Source organism: Xanthobacter sp. 126 (assembly GCF_000526175.1).
In the GTDB taxonomy this organism is placed as follows: Bacteria; Pseudomonadota; Alphaproteobacteria; order Rhizobiales; family Xanthobacteraceae; genus Xanthobacter; species Xanthobacter aminoxidans.
The window spans coordinates 828,262-851,447 of sequence record NZ_JAFO01000001.1; the positions used below are offsets into that span (position 1 = coordinate 828,262).

Sequence of the window (23,186 nt, forward strand, 5' to 3'; positions counted from 1 at the left end):
TGTTGAGCGGTGTGCCGCAACGCAATAGCCTTCCACCACCGGGGACGGCAGGATAAGCCCGCCCCGCGCAAGAGGAGAACGGCGGATGCTTCGCCAAACGCTAGCTGCAGTCGTCGTGGCCACGCTCGGCCTTACCGGCGTGGCGACGGCCCAGGAAAAGGTCGTCAACGTCTTCAACTGGTCGGACTATATCGATCCGACCGTGCTGGAAGATTTCACCAAGGAAACCGGCATCAAGGTCCGCTACGACGTCTTCGACAGCAACGAGGTGCTGGAGACGAAGCTGCTGGCGGGCAAGACCGGCTACGATGTTGTGGTGCCGTCCGGCTCCTTCCTGCAGCGGCAGATCAAGGCGGGCGTGTTCATCCCCCTCGACAAGTCCAAGATCCCGAACCTGCAATACGCATGGCCCGAGGTCACCCAGCGCCTCGCCGTGTATGACCCCGGCAACGATCACGCCGTCAACTACATGTGGGGCACCACCGGCATCGGCTACAACGTGGACAAGGTGAAGGAGCGCCTCGGCGACATCCCGCTCAACACCTGGGACATCATGTTCAAGCCGGAGATCCTCTCCAAGCTGAAGGATTGCGGCGTCTACTTCCTCGACGGCCCGGAGGAGGTGATCCCCACCGCGATGAAGTATCTGGGTCTTGATCCCAATTCCAAAAATCCGGACGACATCGCCAAGGCCGGCACTCTGCTCATGACGGTCCGGCCCTACATCAAGAAGTTCGATTCCTCGGGCTACATCAACGCCCTCGCCCGCGGCGACATCTGTATCGCCCTCGGCTGGTCCGGCGACATCTACCAGGCCAGGACCCGCGCCCAGGAGGCGGCGAAGAAGACCAAGAAGAAGCCGGTGAACGTGGACTATGCGCTGCCGAAGGAAGGCGCGCTCATGTGGTTCGACAACTTCGCCATCCCCAAGGATGCGAAGAACATCGACAATGCCCTTACCTTCATCAACTACATGATGAGGCCCGAGGTGGCGGCGAAGAACTCGAACTTCATTTCCTACGCGAACGGCAACCTCGCCTCGCAGAAGTTCATCGACAAAGATATCATGGACAACCCGTCCATCTATCCGACGAAGGAGGTGTTCGACCGCCTCTTCATCGTCACCACCAACGAGCCGCCGGTGCAGCGGGTCATCACCAAGACCTGGAACACCTTCAAGCGCGGGAAGTGAAACCTGCGGGTCAGGTTTCGTTGAGTGGCGCTGTCCGCGCTGGTCCGCTGGGGAACTCGTTCCCCGGCGGTACCATTACAGGGACATTGGGTTGTTGGCACGACGGGTCAGAATTGTCCGTCGTTTTTTGTCCCGTTTTCTAATCCTTGAGTGGTGCGGCCTGAACCATGGAGCGTGAAATTCGGTTCAGATTCGCTGGCCAATTGCTGCCTGGCGAACGCATCCGATGGGTTGGTCATCCGGGTAAAGGATTTGATTTAGACAGTCTGGTTTTATCTGATATTTTTATTAATTTTCTTTCCGCAGTTATATTATTATATTTAGTTGGCTTAGATCAACATGATCGTCCGATGTTCTTTTTTGTTTTGGCGTCGTTTGGCCTTTGGGCGATTTTATTTGCCGGTAGGTTTTTGCATGAGGCGTGGCTGAGGGGGCGGACTTTTTATGCCCTGACGGATCGGCGGGTGCTGTTTTTGTGCTTTGGCGTTGGCGATCGGCCTCGCCTCACGGCACTCGATCTATCAAATATCGTCTCTATCCAGCAGTCGGGCTCGGATGCGTTCGGGACAATTTATTTTGCGGATGGGCCGAAGAAAAAGAAGAGTATTTTGGACAGAGCCTTGCGCGCCTCGCCGGATCGGAGGCTTCAATTTTTCAAGATTGCGGAGCCAAGTCGCGTCTTTCGGCTTCTCCAAGCGCGTGCGGTTGGCTTTCCTTTGCCGGACACTGCTTTTGGACCATGAGGCGGCCCAAAAGCAGTAGCTCGGTGGCGCGCCCGCTCAGCCGGCCAGCGCCCGCTTCACCGCGTCGACGATGCGGTCCTGCGTCGCCTCGTCCAGATAGGCGTGCATGGGCAGGGAGATGACCTCCTCCGCCAGCGCCTCGCACACCGGCAGGATGGCGCCGGCGGAGGGGTAGTGGCGATAGGCCGGCTGCAGGTGCATGGGCAGGCGGTAGTAGACGGCGGTGGGCACGCCCTCGGCCTTCAGCTTCTCTGCGAGGCCGTCGCGCACGCCGGGGGCGAGCCTGATGGTGTACTGCGCCCACACCGACGTCGCACGCGGATCGACCACCGGCACGCCGGCCACGTCCTTGAGCAGTTCATTGTAGCGCCGCGCCACCTTCTCGCGCGCCGCGATCTCCTCCTCGAAGATGGCGAGCTTTTCGAGCAGCACGGCGGCCTGGATGGTGTCGAGGCGCGCCGTCATGCCGATGCGCACGTTCTGGTACTTGTCCACGCCCTGGCCGTGCTCGCGCAGGCTCTTGAGGATCGTCACCAGTTCCTCGTTGTCGGTGAGGATCGCGCCACCGTCGCCATAGGCACCCAGCGGCTTGGCGGGGAAGAAGGAGGTGGCGGTGGCATCGCCGATGGAGCCGGTGCGCCGGTTGTTCCAGGTGCCGCCGAAGCCCTGCGCGGTGTCGCACAGGACTTTAAGACCGTACTTCTCGGCGATCGGCAGGATGGCGTCATAGTCCGCCGGCTGGCCGAACAGGTCCACCGGGATCACCACGCGCGGGTCGAGGCCCTGCTCGATGGCCACCTGGATCGCCTGCTCCAGGCTCTCCGGATCCATGTTGAAGGTGTCTTCCTTCACGTCCACGAAGACAGGGGTCGCGCCCACCCACGGCACCACCTCGGCGGTGGCGCAGAAGGTGAAGGCCGGGCAGAATACGGCGTCGCCCGCCTTCACGCCCCACGCCATCAGCAGCAGGGCCAGCGCATCGGTGCCGCTGGAGCAGGAGACGGCGTATTTCGCCCCGGCGAAGGCGGCGAGCTTCTGCTCGAATTCCGTCACTTCCGGGCCGTTGATGAAGCGGCAGGAGGCGAGCACCGCCTGCACCGCATCATCCACGCGCCGGCCGATGCGGGCGCGCTGGGCGGCAAGGTCGATGAAGGCGATGGGGGCGCTGGCGCCCGACGCGGGAGAGGTCATCTCTGGTCCGTTTCAGAAGGCCCGGTCGTCGGGCGTTTCGCAGGCGCGCACCCGCCCGCCGGCCAGGGGCCGGCGCGGCGCGCGTTCAGCAGCAGGCTCAGCCCACCGCGCGGCGCTTGGTGGCGGAGCCCCGCGACGAGGCGGCGGCACCGGGCAGGCACGCCATGGCGATCTCCAGGCTCGCCACGCCCTCCTCGCCGGTCACTTCCGGCGGACGGCCTGTGCGCACGGCGGAGAGGAAGTTCTCCAGTTCCGCGCGCAGCGGCTCGGCATAGGCCACCGGCAGGTGCCGGGTGGAATAGGAGCCGTCGGGGCGATAGTCGAAATGCTCGGTCACCTGACGGGTGAGCAGATCGCCGATCACGTATTTCTTGGAGGTGGCGACGTGGACCGTGCGCGCCTTGAAGGGCGTCAGCCAGTTGGTGTTGATGTGCGCCAGCGCCCCGGTGGCGGTGCGGAACTGGAGCAGGGCGATGTCCTCGCGCTCGGCGATGGCTGCACGGGTCTGCGGCTGCACTTCCAGGATGTCGGAGCCGGTGAACCAGCGGATCAGGTCGATGTCGTGCACCGCGAGGTCGATCACCACGCCCACATTGGACATGCGCGGCGGGAAGGGGCCGACGCGGGTGATGGCGATGGAGAGCAGGTTCTCGTCGCGGATGGCATCCTTGATGGCGCGCACCGCCGGGTTGAACCGCTCCACGTGGCCGATCATGAGGGTGACGCCCTTGTCGCGGGCGGCGGCCACGATCTCGCGGCCTTCCTCGGTGGTGGACGCCACGGGCTTCTCCACCAGCACCGAGCAGCCGGCGGCGATCACGTCGAGGGCGATGGGGTGGTGAAGATGGGTGGGCGCTGCCACCACGACTGCGTCGAGGCCGAGGGCGAGGAGTTCGCGGTGGTCGCCCACCGCCTTGCAGCCGAGAAAATTGGCAACCCGCCCGGCCTGTGCCTGGTCGGGATCCGCCACTGCCACCAGTTCCGCGCCGGGGAGCTCGGCCAGCACGCGGGCGTGATTCGATCCCATGATGCCGATGCCCGTGACGCCGATGCGTACCGGACGGTTCGAGGCGCGCTCCTGATCGGGCGCTGCCGGATGAGCCATTTCAGCCCTCTTCTGCCGTTCAACGATTGCGCGCTCTAGCACGATCCTAGTTGAGAAGGCGAGGCAGTGGGTCAAATCCGGCCCCTGGCCCCGTTCAAGAATTGCATCCCCGTGTTACCGCGCGCTCGGGTGCGGGGGATGGCCGCATCCTATTTCCTCCCGCGATGGGCCGGCCTATCACCCGCCGGGACCAGACTGCGGGAGGAGGGGACAGGGGCATGCGCAAGATCGTCGCCGGCAAGCTGCACGGACTGACCGTGACCGGGGCCGACCTCAATTATCACGGCTCCATCACGCTCGATCCCGAGCATTGCGAAGAGGCCGGCATCCTGCCGCTGGAGTTCGTCGAGATCTGGAACCGCAATTCCGGCGCCCGCATCTCCACTTACGTCATTCTCGGCGAGCGCGGATCGCGCTGCTGCATCCTCAATGGCGCGGCGGCGCGCACCTGTCAGCCGGGCGACGAGGTCATCATCTGCAATTCGGTCTATGTGCCGGAAGGGGAGATCGTGGCGCTGCGGCCAAAGGTGCTGACCTTCGACAGGGAGAACCGCATCACCGGCCGGCTCACCTACGAGGTCACCCGCGACAGCGCGGGCGCCTACCGATTCGCGGTCCGCGACGAAAGCGGCTGCGAGAAGAAGGTGCCGCTGCGGACGGATGTCTGAATGGATCGCCCAAAGCAAAAGGCCCCCGGCGATGCCGGGGGCCCGTTGCAAGGGGGTGCTTCGGATCAGAACTTGTAGTTCACGCCGACCTTGGCAGTCTGGATGTTGCTGCCGACGGACAGCTGATCGCCATTGGCGTAGTTGGTCTTGCTGTTGTCGAAGCCGAGGTACAGGTACTCGGCCTTGACCGTCCAGTTGTTGGTGATGGCGTACTCGACGCCGGCGCCAGCGGTCCAGCCCCACTTCAGGTTGCTGTCGGAGAAGCCGTAGGGATCGGTGTACTTCAGGTTGGCCCAGGCCGCGCCGCCGGTGATGTACGGCAGGAAGCGGTCCATCGCATAGCCGAGGCGGGCGCGGATGGTGCCGAAATAGTCAACCTTCTGGTTGATGACGGCGGCGGTGAAGGTCTTGCTGGAGCTGATGTCGGCCCAGTCGAAGTCCGCTTCGGCGCCGAGCACGACGTTGTTGGCGAACTGGTAGTTGTAGCCGAGCTGGAAGCCGCCGATGAAGCCGTTGGAGGTGCCGGGGCTGTAGCTGTAGGTCGGCGAGGCGAAGGGGGTGTAGTCGTAGGTGTTGTCAGCCCAGCCCCAGCCCACGTTGCCGCCGATGTAGAAGCCGGTCCAGGAGAAGACCTGCACGGGGATCGGGGCGGCCTTCACCGGATAGCGGGTGGCCAGGTCGGCCGCAGAGGCGGTGCCGGCGAGGAGAACCAGGGCGGTGGCGCCCAGAAGTGCACGCTTCAACATGAGTATCTACCTTTGTGGTTTCGCCGGCTGCTCCCTGAGGAGGTCGCCGTCGGGTGGTTCTTTCTTACAGCTCCTGACCGGTGCCGTCTGTAGCGATCGGGCCACACCCGAAAAATCAAACCGGGCAGAGATGTGGCCTTTTCCTAACTTTCTTTAATCTCCGCGACACATTGGCGCGTAAACGCGGCAGATTTGGGATTGTTCCCATGTTTTGCCGCATTTCTTTTCGTTGCGTTACGTCTCTCCTCAGAATCGATAATTCACACCGGCTCTAAGAATATTTGCGTCGAAGCCAGTAGTGACCGGACCGACTGCAGTGGGGAACGTGGCGCTCCCCAAGTCTACATAAAGATATTCAAGCTTCGCGGACCAGTTTCGGTCAAATCCTACCTCCGCGCCAAGACCCAACGTCCAGCCGGTCTGGGTCGAGGAGGAGGTAAGGCTGAAGAAATTCGCGCTGCCCTGCCCATAAGCGAAGCCGCCGGTGCCATAGATGAGCACGCGGTCGAACGAATAGCCGAGGCGGGCGCGCACGGTGCCGAGATTGTTGAGGCTGTAGGCGCCGGCCGACATGCCCGCGAAGTCGAAATCCGTCTCGATGCCGAGCACGAAGGGGCTGCCGAACTGGAAATTGTAGCCGGCCTGGAAGCCGCCGAGGAAACCTCCCGGGCTGCTGAAGGACGAGGAGCCCCAGCCATAGCCGGCATTGGCGCCCAGGTAGAAGCCCGTCCATGTGAAGGCTGCCACCGGCTGCACGTAGGGCGCGGGATAGCCGAGGTCGGCCGCTCCGGCCGGCGTGACGAGAGCAAAGCCCGCCAGTGCAGCGGCGGATGCAAGCAGACGGATACGCATGGATCATCCTCCGAGAGGGGCCGGCCGGTTGGCATCCGGCCTTCCGCGCACCCTCGCAGGTGAAACTTGCCTAATTCTCTGCGGTTGCTGTCGATCGCGCTCATGGTTGATGACGTAGTAACTATCTATGACTTTGCGCTGAATGTGGATTTTTGGCCTTGTGCGGGGCTGGCGCGCGGACTGGCCAAAGAATCGAATGCCGCTATGGTTGACGTCCGGTGAAAACAGGCGGCCGGGTGCGCCGTTCCCTCCGGGCGCCGGGCGCATTACATACGCATCCATGACCCGCCGCCGCCCCGCCGCCCCACCCGAGATTGCCCTTGCCCGCGCCGATGGCGGCGCGCCGAGCGAAGCCTTGCCGCCGGGGGCGGGGGAGGGGACGGCGGAAGAGACGGAAGAGGCCGTCCTTCTCGAGCTTGAGCCCGCGGACGAGACGCTGCCGGGTGAGGAAAGCCTGGCCACGGGCCGCGCCGCCATCATCCGCGCGGTGAAGCACGCGCCCAACGGGCCGGGCGTCTACCGCATGATCGCGGCGGATGGCACCGTGCTTTATGTGGGCAAGGCCAAGAGCATCAAGAAGCGCGTGCTCAGCTATACGCGCCCCGTCGGCCACACGAACCGCATCGCCCGCATGATCGCCGGGACGGCGCAGATGGAGTTCGTCTCCACCCGCACCGAGCCCGAGGCGCTGCTGCTGGAAGCCAACCTCATCAAGCAGCTGAAGCCGCGCTTCAACGTGCTGCTGAGGGACGACAAGTCCTTCCCCTACATTCTCATCACCGCCGATCACGTCTCGCCGCAGATCGCCAAGCATCGCGGCGCGCGCAACCGTCCGGGAGACTATTACGGCCCGTTCGCCAGCGTCTGGGCGGTGGACCGCACCATCAACGCGCTGGAGCGGGCCTTCCTGCTGCGCTCGTGCTCCGACAGCTATTACGAGAATCGCACGCGGCCCTGCCTTCTCTTCCAGATCAAGCGCTGCGCCGGTCCCTGCACCGGCGAGGTAAGCCATCAGGACTATGCCGAACTGGTGCGCGAGGCCCGCGCCTTCCTCTCTGGCCGCTCCCGCGCCATCAAGGAGGAACTGGCGAAGGAGATGGAGCAGGCGGCCGAGGAACTGGAATTCGAGCGCGCCGCGCGCCTGCGGGATCGTCTTGCCGCGCTCTCCGCCGTGCAGGGGTCGCAGGGCATCAATCCGCGCGGGGTGGAGGAGGCGGACGTGTTCGCCTGCCACCAGCAGGGCGGCGCCACCTGCGTGGAGGTGTTCTTCTTCCGCACCGGACAGAACTGGGGCAACCGCGCCTATTATCCCCGCGCCGACCGCTCGCTCACCGAAGCCGAGGTGCTCGGCGCCTTCCTCGCCCAGTTCTACGAGGACAAGCCCTGTCCGCGCCTTCTCCTGCTGTCCCACAAGGTGGAGGAGCAGGAGCTTCTGGCCGAGGCCTTGTCCGAGAAGGCCGGCTACAAGGTCGAGATCGCCGTGCCCCAGCGCGGGGAGAAGCGCGACCTCGTCGACCACGCCCTGCAGAACGCCCGCGAGGCGCTGGCCCGCACGCTCGCCGAAAGCGCGACGCAGGCGAAGCTGCTGGACGGCGTCGCCGCCACCTTCGGCCTCAAGGCGCCGCCGCAGCGCATCGAGGTCTATGACAATTCGCACATCATGGGCACCAACGCGGTGGGCGGCATGATCGTGGCGGGGCCGGAAGGGTTCCGGAAGTCGCAATACCGCAAGTTCAACATCAAGTCGGCCGACCTCGTGCCCGGCGACGATTTCGGCATGATGCGCGAGGTGCTGACGCGCCGTTTCGCCCGCCTGCTGAAGGAGGCGCCGCGGGAGGTGGCGCCGGTTCCCGAGACCGCATCCCCCTCACCCCCGCCCTCTCCCGCAAGGGGAGAGGGAGTTCCGGCGGTGTCGGTTGATGCGACTGTCTCTGAAGCCGAGCAGCCTGGGCCCCCTCTCCCCCTGAAGTCGGCTGTTGCCGACTTCAGCTTTCACGAACCGAACTCGGCACGAGCCGAGTTCGGGCGGGAGAGGGATGGGGTGAGGGGAGACACTCCATCCACAGCCCCACCGGTTGAGGCCGAGCTCGAAGACGAGCCCGATGCCCTGCCGGACGCCACCGGCGCCTCGCCGTGGCCAGACCTCGTGCTGATCGACGGCGGCCTCGGCCAGCTCAATGCCGCGCGGAAGGTTCTGGAGGAACTGGGCATCACCGACGTGCCGCTGGTGGGCATTGCCAAGGGGCTCGACCGCGAAGCGGGGCGGGAGCAGTTCTTCCTGCCCGGTCGCACGCCGTTCCGCATGGAGCCGCGCGATCCGGTGCTCTATTATATCCAGCGGTTGCGCGACGAGGCGCACCGCTTCGCCATCGGCTCCCACCGGGCGCGGCGCAAGAAGGACATCACGGAAGCCGGGCTTCAGGCCATTCCGGGGGTGGGGCCGACACGCAAGCGCGCCCTGCTGCGCCACTTCGGCACGCTGAAGGCCATCGAGCGCGCCTCGCTGGCCGATCTGGAGCAGGTGGCGGGCATCAATGCCGGTACGGCCAAGGCGGTGTACGATTATTTCCACGAGCGGCCTTCATCATGAAAAGCCCTCAAGGCTTTCGCCGGCCGCCCGCCCGGCCTAAATAGGAACGACGGCCGGCGCGATGGCCACCATCGCGGCCGTGCTTTCTGAAGTGGTGCCCATGTCCGACGCAGCGACACGATCCGATGCCCCGCCCGCGACCGAGCGGCGTTCCCGCGGGCATGCCCTGTCGCTGCCGAACATCCTCACCTATTCGCGCTGTGTGGCAGTGCCGCTGGTGGCCGCGAGCCTGTTCTGGTCGGACATCCTGGCCGGCGGAGTATGGCTCCGGTGGGTGGCGCTTTTCCTCTATGTGGCAGCGGCGATCACCGACTTCTTCGACGGCTACCTCGCCCGCGCCTGGTCCCAGCAATCGGCCATCGGGCGGATGCTCGATCCCATCGCCGACAAGCTGCTCGTCTCCACCTGCCTTCTGATGCTGGCGTCGGACGGCACCATCCGCGGCTGGTCGCTCTGGGCGGCCATTGTCATCCTGTGCCGGGAGATTCTCGTCTCCGGCCTGCGCGAGTTCCTGGCCGAGCTTCGGGTGTCGGTCCCGGTCTCCCGCCTCGCCAAGTGGAAGACGACCCTGCAACTCGTCGCCGTGGGCGTGCTCATCACCGGCACGGCCGGCGAGGCTGTTCTGCCGGGCGTGATGCTCGTCGGCCTGACGCTGCTGTGGATTTCGGCCGTGCTCACGCTCTACACCGGCTATGATTATTTCCGCGCCGGCGCCCGCCATCTGGTGGAGGACGAGCGGTGAAGGTGCTCTATTTCGCCTGGCTGCGCGAGCGCGTCGGCCTCGCGGAGGAGGAGGTTGCCCCTCCTGCCGAGGTTGTGACCGTCGCCGACCTCGCCCGCTGGCTGGCATCGCAGGACGAGGCCCACGCGTACGCCTTCGACAACCCCGCCGTGGTGCGCGCCGCCATCGACCGCCGCCATGTGAAGCCGGATTCCGCCATCTCCGGTGCGCGGGAAGTGGCGTTCTTTCCGCCCATGACCGGGGGCTGAGGCTCATGTTCGCCGTCCGCATCCAGCGCGAGCCGTTCGACGCCGTGGCGGAAAGCGCGGCTCTCGCCGCCGGACGCACGGATGTGGGTGCCATCGTGACCTTCACCGGCCTCTGCCGCGCCGATGCCGGCCCGGATGGCGCGGGTCTCGCCGCGTTGACGCTGGAGCATTATCCCGGCATGGCGGAAGAGGAGATCGAGCGCCACGTGGAGGAAGCCCGCCGCCGCTGGCCGCTCACCGGCGCCATCGTGGTCCATCGGCACGGGCGTCTGGAGCCGGGCGACCCCATCGTGTTCGTCGCCACCGCCTCGTCCCACCGCGCCGCCGCCTTCGCCGCCGCCGAATTCCTGATGGACTGGCTGAAGACCAGCGCCCCCTTCTGGAAGAAGGAGGAGCCGATCGGTGCCGCCCGTTCCGGGGGGTGGGTGGATGCGAAGGCCAGTGACGACACGGCAGCGGACCGCTGGCGGGGGTAGGTCCCGCCGACCTCTCCCGCGCACCTTCTGCACTGCGACACTTGCGTCGCGGCATCGGCCACGTCTATGAAAACGGGCGCTCGCTTTTCAAGAACCGGCAAACGGTCCCTGCGCAGGTGAGAGAAACGCTACCGGGAAGCACTTCATGGATTTCCGCGTCTCGCTGGACGGGCGCTCCGCGTTGGTGACGGGGGCGTCCGGTGGTCTTGGAGCGTATTTTGCGGGCCGGCTGGCGGCCTCCGGCGCCAAGGTCGCGCTCGCGGCGCGCCGGGCAGAGGCCTGTGTCGCCCTCGCCGATGAGATCAAGGCTGCCGGCGGCACGGCCATCGCCGTCGCCCTCGACGTGACCGATCCGGCGTCCGCCGCCGCGGCGGTTGCCGCGACCGTCGAGGCTTTCGGCGGGCTCGACATCCTCGTGAACAATGCCGGCGTCACCGGCACCACGCCACTCATGAGCGAGACGGCGGAGGACTTCGGCCGCATCATCGACACCAACCTCAAGGGCTCCTTCCTCGTCGCCCAGGCGGCAGCACGGGCCATGGCCGAGGCGAAGACCGGCGGCTCCATCATCAATGTCGCCTCCATCCTCGGGCTGCGCGTCGCCGGGCAGGTGGCCGCCTATGCCGCATCCAAGGCGGCGCTGGTGCAGCTGACGAAGTCCATGGCGCTGGAATGGGCGCGGCACTCCATCCGCGCCAACGCCCTGTGCCCGGGCTATGTGGAGACCGACCTCAACCGCGACTTCTTCGCCACGGAGGCGGGGCAGGCGCTGGTGCGGCGCATTCCCACCCGGCGGCTCGGCGCCCTCGCCGATCTGGAGGGGCCGCTCCTGTTCCTGAGTTGCGACGCGTCTGCCTACGTGACGGGCACGACGCTGGCGGTCGATGGCGGCCACCTCGTATCTTCGCTTTGAGCCAATCCCGTGGAGGCGATTGCGTGGCGGACCCGCTTTCGCTTCGCCCCATGTCCCAATAAGTTCATCTCGGTGCCAGCGCCCCAGGGAGCGCCCAGGAGGAAGTGATGCGACACAAGGTGTATCCGGACGCGAAGAGTGCCCTGGAGGGCATCGTTTCGGACGGCATGACGATCATGGCGGGCGGCTTCGGCCTGTGCGGCATCGCCGAGAACCTGATTGCGGCGATCCGCGATCTCGGCCCGAAGCACCTCACCGTGGTGTCCAACAATTGCGGCGTGGACGATTTCGGCCTCGGCATCCTGCTCGCCAACGGCCAGATCAAGAAGATGATCTCTTCCTACGTGGGTGAGAACAAGCTGTTCGAGCAGCTCTACCTCGCCGGCGACCTCGAGCTGGAATTCAACCCGCAGGGCACGCTGGCCGAGCGCATCCGCGCCGGCGGCGCCGGCATCGCCGGCTTCTACACCAAGACCGGCTACGGCACGATCATCGCCGAGGGCAAGCCGACCCGCGAGTTCAACGGCCAGCATTACGTGCTGGAGACCGGCCTGGTCGCCGACCTCTCCATCATCAAGGCGTGGAAGGCCGACAAGGAAGGCAACCTCGTCTACCGGAAGACCGCGCGGAACTTCAATCCGATGATGGCCACCGCCGGCAAGATCACGGTGGTCGAGGTGGAGGAACTGGTGGAGGTCGGCGAGCTCGATCCCGAGAACATCCACACCCCCGGCATCTATGTGGACCGCATCGTGGTCGAGGTCGGCGCCGAGAAGCGCATCGAGAAGGTGACCACCCGCAAGCGCGAAGAGGTGAAGTGATGGCCTGGACCCGTGAGCAGATGGCGGCCCGCGCCGCCCAGCAGATCCGCGACGGCTTCTACGTGAACCTCGGCATCGGCATCCCCACCCTGGTCGCCAACGCCCTGCCGCCCGGCATGACCGTGAGCTTCCAGAGCGAGAACGGCATGCTCGGCATCGGCCCCTTCCCCTATGAGGGCGAAGAGGACCCGGACCTCATCAACGCCGGCAAGCAGACCGTGACCGAGGTGCCGGACACCTCTTATTTCTCCTCGTCCGACTCGTTCGCCATGATCCGTGGCGGGCACATGGACCTGTCCATCCTCGGCTCCATGCAGGTGTCCGAGGAAGGCGACATCGCCAACTGGATGGTCCCCGGAAAGATGGTGAAGGGCATGGGCGGCGCCATGGACCTCGTGGCCGGCGCCAAGGAAGTCATCGTGCTCATGGAGCATGTGGAGAAGTCCGGCGCGCCCAAGCTGGTGACGCGCTGCACGCTGCCCCTCACGGGCACCCACGTGACCGACTTCGTGATCACGGACCTCGCTGTGTTCGAGTTCACCAAGCGCGGCGGCACGCTGGTGCTGAAGGAACTGGCGCCGGGCGTGACCCTCGACGAGGTGAAGGCCAAGACCGAGGCGAAGTTCGAGGTCGGCCTCGCCTGATCGCTGTGCGCAAAAGCCGGTTCGGAAAGGCGCCCCTCGCGGGCGCCTTTTTCGTTCAGGCGGCTTTTCGAGTGGCAAGGTCCGGTAGGGCGAGGCTCACGTCGGCGCCGTCAAGGATGTCGCGCCATTGCGGCCCGCGCAGCACGCCGTATTCCACTTCCCGCTGATGGGTGAGGGGATCGCGGGCGACGAGCGGGTCATCCACCCGGCCGGGATGCACCATCACCAGTCCGCCATCCGGCACGCCGGCGAGGAAATGGCCGAGCAGCGTCGCGAAATCGTGGTCGCCGGAAAAGTCGTAGGCGCCGCCGAAGCCGCGGTTGGTGGCAAGCCCCGCCCGCGCCGCATCCCGGGCGAAGCCGGTGGAGAAGGCACCGATCAGCCGGCCCTTGAGGTCGAGGCCGTTGAGGGCGCCGCGCGCCGGGGTCACATCCCGCAGGAAGGCGCGGGGGGCATGGCGGGCGGTGGCGGCGATCACCGCCGTGCGGATCACCGGCAGCACATGGACGTGCTGGTGGCCGTCCACATGGTCCGGCGGCCGGCTGAAGGCGTCGTGGAAGGCGGCGAACTGCGCCTCCACCTCCGCCGCGACGGCCTTCGCGTCGAGCCGGCGCGACAGGGCCGAGAGCAGCAGGCGGGGCAAGGCGGGGAGGGTGCCCGACGGCTCGGCCATGCCGGGGGTCAGCGGCGCGAAGGCACCGGTGAGGGTGATATGCAGGCCGATGCTGGCGCCGGTGTCGGCCGCCGCATCGTCCAGCGCCCGCGCGGCGGGGCCGAGGCCGTCGAACACGGTCATCACCGAGGTGGCATTGATGCGCCGGTCGGCGATCAGCGCCGCGATGGCCTCGGATACGCCGGGAGAGATGGCGTAGTCGTCGGCGCAGAGGATGACGCGCTTCACTGGTCGCCCCGCGAGGCGAGCACCGCCGGATGGGAGATCACCTGGGCGTGTCCGTGCGCCTGTCCGTGCGCCGGCACGTTCAGTTCCGCCTCGGGCGCCCGGTTGAACACATGCTCGGCCACATAATAGACCGGCCGCGCCTTGATCTCCGACAGGATGCGGGCGATGTACTCGCCCATCAGCCCCATCACCAGCAATTGCGTGCCGCCGATCACCATCAGGCCCACGACGATGGACGGATAGCCGGGCAGGGGGATGCCCCACACGAGGCGCTCCACCACGATCCAGCTGCCATAGAGCAAGGCAAGGCCCGCGAGCGAGGCGCCGAATAAGGCGGCCAGCCGGAGCGGGGCCGGCGAGAAGGAGGTCAGCGCCTCCATGGACAGGCCGAGCAGCCGCAGGAAGTTGAACGAGGTCGAGCCGTGGGCCCGGGGCGCCGGGCGATAGGGCACGGCCACCTGCCGGAACCCGATCCAGCTCGTCAGACCCTTGAAGAAGCGGTTGCGCTCGGGCATCCGCCGCAGGGCCGCCGCGGCGCGCGGCGAGAGGATGCGGAAATCGGCCGCGTCCTCGGGAATGCGGGCGGTGGCCCCGAAATTCAGCAGCTTGTAGAAGGTGCGCACGAAGATGCGCCGGCTCGCCGCCTCGTCGGACCGATCGGCCTTCACCGCATAGGCCACGTCCCAGCCCTCGTCCTTCCACAGGCCGATGAAGGTCGGGATCATCTCGGGCGGGTGCTGGCCGTCGCCGTCCATGAACATCACCGCATCGCCGCGGGCATGGTCGTGGCCCGCCATGAGGGCGGCTTCCTTGCCGTAGTTGCGGCTCAGCGCCACCACCTGCACGTCCGCCCGATCCGCCGGGAGGGAGGCCGCCACGGCAGCGGAGCCGTCGAGGCTGCCGTCGTCCACATAGACGATCTCCACCCGCATCCCGCGCCGCGCCACCTCAGCCGAGGCGATGGCCGTCACGCGATCGTGGAAACCGGGAAGGCCGGCGGCCTCGTTGTATAGCGGTATGACGATGCTTAAGTCTGGTGTCATGATACTACCGTCGATCCCGCGCCGGGGATGGAGACCGCATCTAGCCGGGGCTGCGGACAATTGCGCATAATTTTTTTGGAGTGCATGGAACCCAACGGCGGAACCTGCGTTTTCAAGTCAGCGCGATCATCCCCCCCAATTGATCGTGCCATTGGCGCGGCCGCCTTCCCCCAGGGCGGCCGCGTCGTCATTTCAGGGGGATGTTCGGCTGTTCCGGTCATTTTCCGCCGCATGCGTGCGACCCCGAAGACCGGAGCCGATTGCTCCACATCAAGACCCGAGACTTTGGGCGAGTTTAGGGTAAGGTCGCGTCGTTCAAACGGCCGAACGGGGGCCTTCCCATATGATTCGCGACATTCTGGTCAATCTCGCCCAAGGGGTCGAGACGGACGTCGCCTGCGACTACGCGGCGAGCCTTGCCGCCAGCTTCGGTGCCCATCTTACGGGGCTGTCGGTGGCGTATGAGATCGACGTTCCGCCCTTCTACATGGGCGCCCTGCCGACCGACTTCATCGATGCCCAGGTGCTGGAGAATCAGGCCGCCGCCGAAAAGGCCGCCGCCCGCTTCTCCGCCTCTGCCGCGGCCGCGGGGCTGTCGCACGAGGTGCGCAGCCTCTCCGCCTCGCTCGGCGTCGCGGCCAACAGCTTCGCCGAGCTGGCGCGGCTGTATGACCTTACGGTCGTCGCCCAGCCCGATCCGGACCGGCCCGGACCGGAGGAAGTGATTTCCGAGACGGTGCTGATGGAGTCCGGCCGCGCCGTTCTCATCGTGCCCTACGTGCAGACCAAGCCCTTCACCGCCGAGCGGGCCGTGGTGGCCTGGGACGGCAGCCGGCCGGCCGCGCGTGCGCTCGCCGAAGCGCTGCCTCTGCTGCACCGGACCAAGGTGGTGGAGATCTTCCGGGTCGTCACCCATGCGGACGACGAGGACACCGGCGGCGTCGAGGTGGCGCGCCATCTGTCGCGCCATGGCCTTTCCGCCACCGTGCGCAAGCTGCCGGTGGGCTCGGGCGAGTCCGTGGCCTCGGCCATCCTCAACGAAGTTTCCGATCAGGGCGCCGACCTCGTGGTGATGGGCGGCTACAATCATTCCCGCCTGCGCGAGATGATCGTCGGCGGCGTCACCCGGGAAATCCTCAACACCATGACCGTGCCGGTGCTGATGGCCCACTGAGGGCGCTCCAGCCTGGATGGTCCTGAAACAAAAATGCCCCGGCCATGGCCGGGGCATTTTCATTTGCAGCAATGGGCCGGCGACCGGAGGTCAGTCCTCGTCGTCCTCGGCCTCGTTCTTCTTCGAGCCGCCGAGCTTGGCGAACACGGTCTCGAGGTCGAGGCTTCCGCGGCCCTTCGGCGGCTCGTCCTCATGCTCGTCGTGACCGGTGGTGACGTCCGCCGGCAGCAGGGTGGCGCCGCGGTCCTCATGGCCGGCTGTGGCCGGACGGTCCTTGGCGGCGCGCTGCACTTCCAGGTCGAGATCGATCTGGCTGCACAGGCCCAGCGTCACCGGGTCCATGGGGGAAAGCTGGGGCGAGTTCCAGTGCGTGCGGTCACGGATGGACTGGATTGTCGACTTGGTAGTGCCGACGAGGCGGATGATCTGCGCGTCCTTCAGCTCGGCATGGTTGCGCAGCAGCCAGAGGATGGCATTGGGCCGGTCGTGACGGCGCGATACCGGCGTGTAGCGCGGACCGCGGCGCTTCTTCTGCTCGGGCAGGCGCACCTTGGGGTCCAGCAGGCGCAGGCGGCGGTTGGCGTCCTTCTCCGCGAGGGTGATTTCGTCGCGGGAGAGCTGGCCGGTGGAGATGGGGTCGAGCCCCTTGATTCCCTGCGCCACCTCGCCGTCGGCGATGCCCTTCACCTCAAGCGGGTGCAGCTTGCAGAAGTCGCCGATCTGCTCGAAGGAGAGTGCCGTATTGTCCACGAGCCAGACGGCAGTGGCCTTGGGCATCAAAGGTACGTTCGACATGACGGCCTCTTCGGCTTGTTGGTCTATCGGGCCCGTCGGGGTGAGACGCGCCGGTCATGAAAAGAATGGGTCGGGCATATGCGTCTTCGCCTGGCCACCCCACCTTTCGGGGCGGACCGCGGAATGCATCGCATATGTCCGGGATGGCACCAACATAAGCGGGCCGGGCACAAGTTGCAATTCCCGCAGCGCCGTCGGCCCCGAAATCGCCGCTGAAGCTTGACACCGGCCCAAGGAGGTCGCCAATTCGCGCCATGTCCGACACTCCGATCGTGCCCGACCGTGCCGCGCCCGCCAGGCCCGCGCTGAAAATCCTGCTCGCGGCGCCGCGCGGCTTCTGCGCCGGCGTCGTGCGCGCCATCGATGCCGTCGAGCAGGCGCTCAAGCTTTACGGCGCGCCGGTCTATGTGCGGCACGAGATCGTGCACAACAAGTATGTGGTGGAAGACCTGAAGCGGAAGGGCGCCATCTTCGTCGAGGAGCTGGACGAGGTGCCGGATACCACCGCGCCGGTCATCTTCTCCGCCCATGGCGTGCCGAAGTCGGTCCCCGAGGAGGCCGCCGGCCGCAATCTCTTCGCCATCGACGCCACCTGTCCGCTCGTCACCAAGGTGCACCGCGAGGCGCAGGTCCATTTCAAGCGGGGCCGGCACATCCTCCTCATCGGCCACAAGGGCCATCCCGAGGTGGTCGGTACCATCGGCCAGCTGCCGGATGGCGCCTTCACCCTGATCGAGACGGCCGAGGAGGCCGAGCGGGTATCGCCGCCGGATGCTGATAACCTCGCCTATGTGACGCAGACCACCCTGTCGCTCGACGATACGGCGGAGATGGTGGCCATCCTGCGCCGGCGCTTCCCCAAGCTCTCCGAGCCGCACAAGGAAGACATCTGCTACGCCACCACCAACCGGCAGGAGGCCGTGAAGGTCATCGCGTCGAAGGTGGAAGCGCTGATCGTGGTGGGTGCACCCAATTCCTCCAATTCCCAGCGCCTGCGCGAGGCGGCGGAGCGGGCCGGGTGCCCGCGCGCCGCTCTGGTGCAGCGGGCGTCGGACATCGACTGGTCGGTGTTCTCGGGGCTGTCCAGCCTCGGCGTCACCGCAGGGGCCTCGGCCCCGGAAGTGCTGGTGGAGGAGATCATCGACGCCTTCGCTGCGCGCTACGACGTGCGCGTGGAGACCGTGACCTCCACGGAAGAGGACGTTTTTTTCCCCTTGCCGCGCGTGCTGCGGCCGGATGCGGCGGCGGAGTAGAGCGTGGCGGTCTATACGGATGTGGCGCCGGCCGAGCTCGAGGCTTTCCTCTCGGGCTACGACATCGGCTCCCTCACTTCCTTCCACGGCATCGCCGAAGGGGTGGAAAACTCCAACTTCCTGGTCCAGACGACGACCGGCAGCTTCATCCTCACCCTCTACGAGAAGCGGGTGAAGCGGGAAGACCTGCCATTTTTCGTCGGCCTCATGCAGCACCTCGCCGCGCGGGGGCTCTCCTGCCCCGAGCCGGTGGCGGCACGCTCCGGCGCCATCCTCGCGGAAGTGGCGGGGCGGCCGGCGGCGATGGTGACCTTCCTGCCGGGCGTTTCGGTGCGAAGGCCCACGGCCCACCATTGCGCCGAGCTTGGGCGGGGCCTCGCCCAGCTGCATCTCGCCGGAGCGGATTTTGCGCTGAAGCGGACCAATGCGCTCTCCGTAGCCGGCTGGCGGCCGCTGTTCGAGGCGGCCGGCGCCGCGGCCGACACGGTGGCTCCGGGCCTGTCCGATGCGGTCGCCGCCGAGCTTGCCGTGCTGGAGGCGAACTGGCCGCAGGACCTGCCCTCGGGCGTGATCCATGCCGATCTCTTCCCCGACAACGCCTTCTTCCTCGACGACCAGCTCTCGGGGATCATCGACTTCTATTTCGCCTGCACGGACTTCCTCGCCTACGACGTCGCCATCTGCCTGAATGCCTGGTGCTTCGAGGCGGACGGGGCCTACAATGTCACCAAGGGGCGGGCGTTGCTGGCGGGCTACGAGGCTGTACGGCCCCTCTCGGAGGGCGAAAAGGCGGCACTGCCGCGCCTCGCGCGCGGTGCGGCGCTGCGGTTCCTGTTGACGCGCCTCGTGGACTGGCTGAACGTGCCGGAGGGGGCGCTGGTGCGGCCCAAGGACCCACTGGAATATCTGAAGAAGCTGCGCTTCCACCAGGCGGTGGAGCGGGCGCAGGACTACGGTCTCGCCGCATGAAGGCCGTGGAAATCTTCACCGACGGGGCCTGCTCCGGCAATCCCGGCCCCGGCGGCTGGGGCGCGCTTTTGCGCTTCGGCGCCCACGAGAAGCCGCTCTGCGGCGGCGAGGGGCTGACCACCAACAACCGCATGGAGCTGATGGGCGCCATTTCGGCCCTGGAAGCCCTCAAGGAGCCGTGCGCGATCGATCTGCACACGGACAGCGAATATCTGAAGAACGGCGTCACCAAGTGGATGCACGGCTGGAAGCGCAACGGCTGGCGCACCGCCGACAAGAAGCCGGTGAAAAACCAGGACCTGTGGGAGCGCCTCGACGAGGCGCTCAAGCGCCACGAGATCCGTTGGCACTGGGTGAAGGGCCATGCCGGCCACGCGGAGAACGAGCGCGCCGATGAACTCGCTCGCGAGGGCATGGCCCCGTTCAAGCTGAAGGCCCGCCTCGGCGGGTGAGGGGCGGGCGCTTTCGTGCTAGGCTTGGCACGGGAGCTTCTCATGTCGAACCGAGCCCGCGCCTTCCCGCCCATGAGCATCGCCGAATTCTTCGCCTATCGCGGCGAGGAGGGCGTGCGCTACGAACTGGTGGACGGGGTTCTGGTGCGCGCGATGACGGGGGCGAGCCAGCGGCACGACCTCGTGCTGGTCAACATCCTCGCAACGTTGCATGCGAAATTGAGGGGCTCGCCCTGCCGCGCCTCTACCGATGACCTCGCCGTCGTGGTGCCCAATGGGAATGTGCGGCGGCCGGACGTCAGCGTCAGCTGTGGAAAGCTGGATGATCGTTCACAGCAACTCGCCGATCCCCGCATGGTGGTGGAAGTGCTCTCCCCCTCCACGCGCGGCATCGACCTCGTGCGCAAGCTCGAGGAATACAAGTCTGTCCCCGGCCTCTCCTACATCCTGCTCGTGGAACCGGACGTGCCCCACGCCCTGCTCTGGCGGCGCGGAGCCGCAGGCTGGGAGCTTGAGGAGGTTCAGGGGCTCGACGGCGGCTTCGACCTGCCGGACATCGAGGCGAGCCTCGCGATGGCCGAGCTTTACGACCGGCTCACCTTTCCGGCCGGGGGCGAGGCGAAGGCGGACGGCTGAGGCTTTCCTTGCCGCACGCGGGCCATTAGGGTCCGGCCACCCTTTCGCCAGACCGCCGGCCGCCCGCATCCCATGTTCCGCAACATCCTCTCCGTCGGCGGCCTGACGCTGCTCTCCCGCCTCGCCGGCTTCATCCGTGACGTGGTGATGGCGGCGGTGCTCGGCGCCGGGCCGGTGGCCGACGCCTTTCTCATCGCCTTCCGCCTGCCGAACCATTTTCGTGCGATCTTCGCCGAGGGGGCCTTCAACGCCGCCTTCGTGCCCACCTACGCCCGGCTCCGGGAGCAGGACGGGGTGCCGGTGGCGGGCGGGTTCGCGGACGAAATCCTCACCGCCATGACGCTGGTGCATGCCGTGCTGCTGGCGCTGGCGCTGGGCTTCACGCCGCAATTCGTCTCGCTGCTGGCGCCGGGCCTCGCGGAGGATGGCGAGCGGTTCAACCTCGCGGTGACGCTTACCCGCATCACCTTTCCCTATCTGGCGCTCATCTCCATCGCGACGCTGGTGACGGGCGCGCTCAATGCCTCCGACCGCTTCGCCGTGGCGGCCGCCGCTCCCATCCTGCTCAATGTGTGCATGGTGAGCACCCTGCTCTGCGCCGCCCTGTTCCCCACGGCCGGCCATGCTGCGGCGTGGGGCGTGCTGATTTCGGGCGTGGCGCAGCTGTTCGTCGTCGGGGTGGATGCGGAGCGGCACGGCATCGGGCTGCGCTTCGCCAAGCCGAAGCTCGATCCGGGCACGCGGCAGTTTCTCAAGGCGCTGGGGCCGGCCATCATCGGCTCGGCCGGGGTGCAGATCGCCCTCTTCGCCGACACCATCATCGCCACCTTCCTGCCGGTGGGCGCGCTCTCGGCGCTCTATTATGCGGACCGGATCAACCAGCTGCCCATCGGCGTGGTCGGCATCGCCGTCGGCACCGTATTGCTGCCGGAAATGTCCCGGCGCCTCGCGGCGAAGGACGATGCCGGGGCGGCCCATGCCCAGGCGCGCTCCATCGAGCTGGCGGCGCTTTTGGCCATCCCCTTCGTCGCCGCCGCGCTTCTCGTGCCGGACCTGACCATGCGGGCGCTGTTCGCCCGCGGCGCCTTCACGGCGGCGGATGCGGCCGATGCCGCGGCGACCTTGCGGGCCTACGGCGTCGGCCTTCTCGCCTTCGTGGTGGTGCGCGCCTTCATCGCCCCGTTCAATGCCCGCGGCGACACCAAGACGCCGATGATCGCCTCCCTCAGCGCGGTGACGCTCAATGTGGCGCTCAAGTTCGCCCTCATGGGCAGTTTCGCCCAGGTGGGCCTCGCCTTCGCCACGGCGGTGGGCGGCTGGATCAATGTGGGCCTGCTCGTACTGTTCGCCGTACGCCGAGGCTATCCGGTGGGCGATGCGGCCCTCGGCGGGCATCTGGTGCGGCTGGTGGGCCTGCTGGTGGTGGTGGGCGCCGCGCTCGTCGGGGCGCAGGCCTCGGCATCGGCGATCCTTCCCGTCGGCATGGGCGCGCGCGACGAGCTGATGCTGGCGCTGGTGGTGCTGGGGGGAGGCGCCGCCTACCTTGCCGGGCTGTGGCTGCTGCTGGGCAGGGGCTTCATCGCCGGCGTGATCGGACGCCGGGCACCTCCGCTGCCGCCAAAGGCCTGACCGGCCGAAGCGCTTCAAATACAACGTTCGGGAAATCTGCCCTTTTGCATCGCACGCCCGCTGTGCTATCGATCCGGCGATTTTCCGGTCTCGGCTCATCGGTTGCGGGAGGTGCCGAACCTTCTCCGAAAAGAACAAGTGCGGACACCCGTCCGTCCAGGAGCCGGATGCCCATGTCGCCTGCCCCGCGTCTTGCCCTCCCCAGCCATCTCGTTTCGGCCGCTGCGGTCGTTCCGGTGCTCGCACTTGCGCTGGCGCTCGCCGGCTGCGGCCAGCCTACCGCGCAGCAGCAGGGTGCGCCCCCGCCGCCCCAGGTGACGGTGGCTTCCCCGACGTCCGCGAACGTCACCGACACCGATGAATATGTCGGCCGCTTCGTCGCCATCGACGAAGTGAACGTGCGCGCCCGCGTCTCCGGCTATCTGGACAAGATCGGCTTCACCGACGGCCAGATGGTGAAGGAGGGCGACGTGCTCTTCACCATCGACCAGCGCCCGTTCAAGATCGCGGTGGATCAGGCCCAGGCCAATCTCGCCCAGGCCAAGGCCAATCTCGACTTCACCAAGGCGGACCTCGAGCGCGCCCGCACGCTGCTGGAGGACAAGACCTCCAACGCCATCTCCAAGCAGGCCTTCGACCAGCGTACCCAGGCCGAGCGCACTGCCGCCGCCATCGTGCAGTCGCAGGAGGCGCAGGTGCGCTCCGCCCAGCTCGATCTCGGCTTCACCGAGGTGAAGGCGCCGGTGTCGGGCCAGATCGGCGACCGCCGGGTGTCGGTCGGCAACTACGTCACCGGCGGCACGGGCGCCACGCCCACGCTGCTGGCCGTGATCGTCTCCACCGATCCGATCCGCTTCGAGTTCACCATCGATGAGGCCTCGCTGCTGCGCCTCACCCGCCGCATGGGCGGCACTGACTTCAAGGGTGACCCGGTCGCGCTGAAGCTCATCGACGACAAGGACTTCGTCCACAAGGGCAAGCTCGACTTCCTCAACAATGTCGTCGACCGCGAGACCGGCACCATCCGGGGCCGCGCCGTGTTCGACAACAAGGATGGCCTGTTCCGCCCCGGCATGTTCGCGCGCCTCAGGCTCCAGTCGTCGGACCCTTATCAGGCGCTGGTGGTGCCGGATGTGGCCATCGGCACCGAGCAGGTGAAGAAGTTCGTCTACGTGGTCGGCCCCGAGAACAAGGTCAGCCAGAAGTTCGTCACCCTCGGTCCGCTCCAGGGCGACATGCGGGTGATCCGCGAGGGCCTTTCCCCCGATGACAAGGTGGTGGTGAATGGCCTGATGCGCGTGCGGCCCGGCGTGACGGTGACGCCGCAGGTTGCCGGTGCCGCGCCGGCTGCCGGGGCCCCGGGCGCGCCTGCCGGTTCCTCCTCCGCCGCCTCCAAGTGAGGA

24 protein-coding genes are annotated in these 23,186 nt (G+C 66.9%); 17 read left to right on the forward strand and 7 right to left on the reverse strand.

Features of this window, described 5'->3' with window-relative positions; all coding sequences use genetic code 11:
* Positions 1-85 precede the first annotated feature (85 nt).
* Together XAN126_RS0103825 and XAN126_RS28120 are read left to right on the forward strand one after the other, a co-directional pair.
* Complete coding sequence (locus XAN126_RS0103825; RefSeq protein WP_024277279.1) at positions 86-1,192, forward strand: polyamine ABC transporter substrate-binding protein; 1,107 nt, start codon at positions 86-88, stop codon at positions 1,190-1,192.
* A gap of 167 nt (positions 1,193-1,359) precedes the next feature.
* The gene (locus XAN126_RS28120; RefSeq protein WP_155982211.1) at positions 1,360-1,935 is read left to right on the forward strand and encodes a hypothetical protein; all 576 of its coding nucleotides are present in this window, start codon (positions 1,360-1,362) and stop codon (positions 1,933-1,935) included.
* A gap of 36 nt (positions 1,936-1,971) precedes the next feature.
* Here XAN126_RS28120 and XAN126_RS0103830 read toward each other — a convergent pair whose 3' ends face one another.
* Positions 1,972-3,126, reverse strand: a complete 1,155-nt coding sequence (locus XAN126_RS0103830; protein WP_024277280.1) for a DegT/DnrJ/EryC1/StrS family aminotransferase — start codon at positions 3,124-3,126, stop codon at positions 1,972-1,974.
* 97 nt (positions 3,127-3,223) lie between these two features.
* Complete coding sequence (locus XAN126_RS0103835) at positions 3,224-4,231, reverse strand: Gfo/Idh/MocA family oxidoreductase (RefSeq protein ID WP_024277281.1); 1,008 nt, start codon at positions 4,229-4,231, stop codon at positions 3,224-3,226.
* 218 nt (positions 4,232-4,449) lie between these two features.
* On the opposite strand from XAN126_RS0103835, the gene panD reads away from it, so the two are divergent.
* Positions 4,450-4,899 (forward strand): aspartate 1-decarboxylase, encoded by a 450-nt coding sequence (gene panD / locus XAN126_RS0103840; RefSeq protein WP_024277282.1) that lies wholly within the window; start codon positions 4,450-4,452, stop codon positions 4,897-4,899.
* Positions 4,900-4,964: 65 nt separating this feature from the next.
* Here panD and XAN126_RS0103845 read toward each other — a convergent pair whose 3' ends face one another.
* Entirely contained in the window at positions 4,965-5,645 is a 681-nt protein-coding gene (locus XAN126_RS0103845; protein WP_029876682.1) for an outer membrane protein, read from the reverse strand.
* A gap of 246 nt (positions 5,646-5,891) precedes the next feature.
* Positions 5,892-6,497 carry an outer membrane beta-barrel protein gene (locus tag XAN126_RS0103850; protein WP_024277284.1) on the reverse strand — a complete coding sequence of 202 codons (606 nt, stop codon included), beginning with the start codon at positions 6,495-6,497 and terminating at the stop codon, positions 5,892-5,894.
* Positions 6,498-6,777: 280 nt separating this feature from the next.
* On the opposite strand from XAN126_RS0103850, the gene uvrC reads away from it, so the two are divergent.
* The 7 genes from uvrC to XAN126_RS0103885 all read left to right on the forward strand — a co-directional run bounded on the left by uvrC (position 6,778) and on the right by XAN126_RS0103885 (position 12,931).
* Positions 6,778-9,087 (forward strand): excinuclease ABC subunit UvrC, encoded by a 2,310-nt coding sequence (gene uvrC / locus XAN126_RS0103855; RefSeq protein WP_024277285.1) that lies wholly within the window; start codon positions 6,778-6,780, stop codon positions 9,085-9,087.
* Between the two features lie 100 nt (positions 9,088-9,187).
* A complete protein-coding gene (gene pgsA / locus XAN126_RS0103860; RefSeq protein WP_024277286.1) occupies positions 9,188-9,829 on the forward strand; it encodes a CDP-diacylglycerol--glycerol-3-phosphate 3-phosphatidyltransferase in 642 nt (213 codons plus the stop codon).
* The gene (moaD, locus tag XAN126_RS0103865) at positions 9,826-10,077 is read left to right on the forward strand and encodes a molybdopterin converting factor subunit 1 (RefSeq protein WP_024277287.1); all 252 of its coding nucleotides are present in this window, start codon (positions 9,826-9,828) and stop codon (positions 10,075-10,077) included. The genes pgsA and moaD overlap by 4 nt, the downstream gene beginning before the upstream one ends.
* A gap of 5 nt (positions 10,078-10,082) precedes the next feature.
* Positions 10,083-10,553, forward strand: a complete 471-nt coding sequence (locus XAN126_RS0103870) for a molybdenum cofactor biosynthesis protein MoaE (protein ID WP_024277288.1) — start codon at positions 10,083-10,085, stop codon at positions 10,551-10,553.
* Between the two features lie 145 nt (positions 10,554-10,698).
* Positions 10,699-11,466 carry a glucose 1-dehydrogenase gene (locus XAN126_RS0103875; protein ID WP_024277289.1) on the forward strand — a complete coding sequence of 256 codons (768 nt, stop codon included), beginning with the start codon at positions 10,699-10,701 and terminating at the stop codon, positions 11,464-11,466.
* Positions 11,467-11,573: 107 nt separating this feature from the next.
* Positions 11,574-12,287, forward strand: a complete 714-nt coding sequence (locus XAN126_RS0103880; protein WP_024277290.1) for a CoA transferase subunit A — start codon at positions 11,574-11,576, stop codon at positions 12,285-12,287.
* Positions 12,287-12,931, forward strand: coding sequence for a CoA transferase subunit B (locus tag XAN126_RS0103885; protein WP_024277291.1), 645 nt, complete (start codon positions 12,287-12,289; stop codon positions 12,929-12,931). The genes XAN126_RS0103880 and XAN126_RS0103885 overlap by 1 nt, the downstream gene beginning before the upstream one ends.
* Before the next feature lie 55 nt (positions 12,932-12,986).
* Here XAN126_RS0103885 and XAN126_RS0103890 read toward each other — a convergent pair whose 3' ends face one another.
* Together XAN126_RS0103890 and XAN126_RS0103895 are read right to left on the reverse strand one after the other, a co-directional pair.
* The gene (locus XAN126_RS0103890; RefSeq protein WP_024277292.1) at positions 12,987-13,832 is read right to left on the reverse strand and encodes a ChbG/HpnK family deacetylase; all 846 of its coding nucleotides are present in this window, start codon (positions 13,830-13,832) and stop codon (positions 12,987-12,989) included.
* On the reverse strand, positions 13,829-14,875 hold the full coding sequence (locus tag XAN126_RS0103895; RefSeq protein WP_024277293.1) for a glycosyltransferase family 2 protein: 1,047 nt from the start codon (positions 14,873-14,875) through the stop codon (positions 13,829-13,831). The genes XAN126_RS0103890 and XAN126_RS0103895 overlap by 4 nt, the downstream gene beginning before the upstream one ends.
* A gap of 343 nt (positions 14,876-15,218) precedes the next feature.
* On the opposite strand from XAN126_RS0103895, the gene XAN126_RS0103900 reads away from it, so the two are divergent.
* Positions 15,219-16,049 (forward strand): universal stress protein, encoded by an 831-nt coding sequence (locus tag XAN126_RS0103900; protein WP_024277294.1) that lies wholly within the window; start codon positions 15,219-15,221, stop codon positions 16,047-16,049.
* Between the two features lie 90 nt (positions 16,050-16,139).
* Here the strand turns inward: XAN126_RS0103900 and XAN126_RS0103905 are convergent, their stop codons facing one another.
* Entirely contained in the window at positions 16,140-16,844 is a 705-nt protein-coding gene (locus XAN126_RS0103905) for a cell cycle transcriptional regulator TrcR (RefSeq protein ID WP_024277295.1), read from the reverse strand.
* Positions 16,845-17,098: 254 nt separating this feature from the next.
* Between XAN126_RS0103905 and ispH the strand changes: the two genes are divergently transcribed.
* The 6 genes from ispH to XAN126_RS0103935 all read left to right on the forward strand — a co-directional run bounded on the left by ispH (position 17,099) and on the right by XAN126_RS0103935 (position 23,183).
* The gene (gene ispH, locus XAN126_RS0103910) at positions 17,099-18,097 is read left to right on the forward strand and encodes a 4-hydroxy-3-methylbut-2-enyl diphosphate reductase (RefSeq protein ID WP_051460537.1); all 999 of its coding nucleotides are present in this window, start codon (positions 17,099-17,101) and stop codon (positions 18,095-18,097) included.
* 3 nt (positions 18,098-18,100) lie between these two features.
* Positions 18,101-19,066: a homoserine kinase gene (gene thrB / locus XAN126_RS0103915; RefSeq protein WP_024277297.1), complete on the forward strand. Its 966-nt coding sequence runs from the start codon at positions 18,101-18,103 to the stop codon at positions 19,064-19,066.
* Positions 19,063-19,518: a ribonuclease HI gene (rnhA, locus tag XAN126_RS0103920; protein WP_024277298.1), complete on the forward strand. Its 456-nt coding sequence runs from the start codon at positions 19,063-19,065 to the stop codon at positions 19,516-19,518. The genes thrB and rnhA overlap by 4 nt, the downstream gene beginning before the upstream one ends.
* Before the next feature lie 42 nt (positions 19,519-19,560).
* Positions 19,561-20,154 (forward strand): Uma2 family endonuclease, encoded by a 594-nt coding sequence (locus XAN126_RS0103925; protein ID WP_024277299.1) that lies wholly within the window; start codon positions 19,561-19,563, stop codon positions 20,152-20,154.
* Positions 20,155-20,226: 72 nt separating this feature from the next.
* Complete coding sequence (murJ, locus tag XAN126_RS0103930) at positions 20,227-21,783, forward strand: murein biosynthesis integral membrane protein MurJ (protein WP_024277300.1); 1,557 nt, start codon at positions 20,227-20,229, stop codon at positions 21,781-21,783.
* Positions 21,784-21,956: 173 nt separating this feature from the next.
* Positions 21,957-23,183 carry an efflux RND transporter periplasmic adaptor subunit gene (locus XAN126_RS0103935; RefSeq protein WP_081762794.1) on the forward strand — a complete coding sequence of 409 codons (1,227 nt, stop codon included), beginning with the start codon at positions 21,957-21,959 and terminating at the stop codon, positions 23,181-23,183.
* The last annotated feature ends 3 nt before the right edge of the window (positions 23,184-23,186 follow it).

Coding starts and splice junctions, on each gene's coding strand:
- XAN126_RS0103895 (WP_024277293.1), bottom strand. CDS start 14,875: ATGACACCAGACTTAAGCATCGTCATACCGCTATACAACGAGGCCGCC.
- XAN126_RS0103850 (WP_024277284.1), bottom strand. CDS start 6,497: ATGCGTATCCGTCTGCTTGCATCCGCCGCTGCACTGGCGGGCTTTGCT.
- XAN126_RS0103925 (WP_024277299.1), top strand. CDS start 19,561: ATGTCGAACCGAGCCCGCGCCTTCCCGCCCATGAGCATCGCCGAATTC.
- rnhA (WP_024277298.1), top strand. CDS start 19,063: ATGAAGGCCGTGGAAATCTTCACCGACGGGGCCTGCTCCGGCAATCCC.
- XAN126_RS0103835 (WP_024277281.1), bottom strand. CDS start 4,231: ATGGCTCATCCGGCAGCGCCCGATCAGGAGCGCGCCTCGAACCGTCCG.
- XAN126_RS0103825 (WP_024277279.1), top strand. CDS start 86: ATGCTTCGCCAAACGCTAGCTGCAGTCGTCGTGGCCACGCTCGGCCTT.
- uvrC (WP_024277285.1), top strand. CDS start 6,778: ATGACCCGCCGCCGCCCCGCCGCCCCACCCGAGATTGCCCTTGCCCGC.
- XAN126_RS0103935 (WP_081762794.1), top strand. CDS start 21,957: ATGTCGCCTGCCCCGCGTCTTGCCCTCCCCAGCCATCTCGTTTCGGCC.
- XAN126_RS0103845 (WP_029876682.1), bottom strand. CDS start 5,645: ATGTTGAAGCGTGCACTTCTGGGCGCCACCGCCCTGGTTCTCCTCGCC.
- ispH (WP_051460537.1), top strand. CDS start 17,099: ATGTCCGACACTCCGATCGTGCCCGACCGTGCCGCGCCCGCCAGGCCC.
- XAN126_RS0103870 (WP_024277288.1), top strand. CDS start 10,083: ATGTTCGCCGTCCGCATCCAGCGCGAGCCGTTCGACGCCGTGGCGGAA.
- murJ (WP_024277300.1), top strand. CDS start 20,227: ATGTTCCGCAACATCCTCTCCGTCGGCGGCCTGACGCTGCTCTCCCGC.
- XAN126_RS0103875 (WP_024277289.1), top strand. CDS start 10,699: ATGGATTTCCGCGTCTCGCTGGACGGGCGCTCCGCGTTGGTGACGGGG.
- XAN126_RS0103905 (WP_024277295.1), bottom strand. CDS start 16,844: ATGTCGAACGTACCTTTGATGCCCAAGGCCACTGCCGTCTGGCTCGTG.
- XAN126_RS0103885 (WP_024277291.1), top strand. CDS start 12,287: ATGGCCTGGACCCGTGAGCAGATGGCGGCCCGCGCCGCCCAGCAGATC.
- XAN126_RS28120 (WP_155982211.1), top strand. CDS start 1,360: ATGGAGCGTGAAATTCGGTTCAGATTCGCTGGCCAATTGCTGCCTGGC.
- XAN126_RS0103830 (WP_024277280.1), bottom strand. CDS start 3,126: ATGACCTCTCCCGCGTCGGGCGCCAGCGCCCCCATCGCCTTCATCGAC.
- pgsA (WP_024277286.1), top strand. CDS start 9,188: ATGTCCGACGCAGCGACACGATCCGATGCCCCGCCCGCGACCGAGCGG.
- panD (WP_024277282.1), top strand. CDS start 4,450: ATGCGCAAGATCGTCGCCGGCAAGCTGCACGGACTGACCGTGACCGGG.
- XAN126_RS0103900 (WP_024277294.1), top strand. CDS start 15,219: ATGATTCGCGACATTCTGGTCAATCTCGCCCAAGGGGTCGAGACGGAC.
- XAN126_RS0103880 (WP_024277290.1), top strand. CDS start 11,574: ATGCGACACAAGGTGTATCCGGACGCGAAGAGTGCCCTGGAGGGCATC.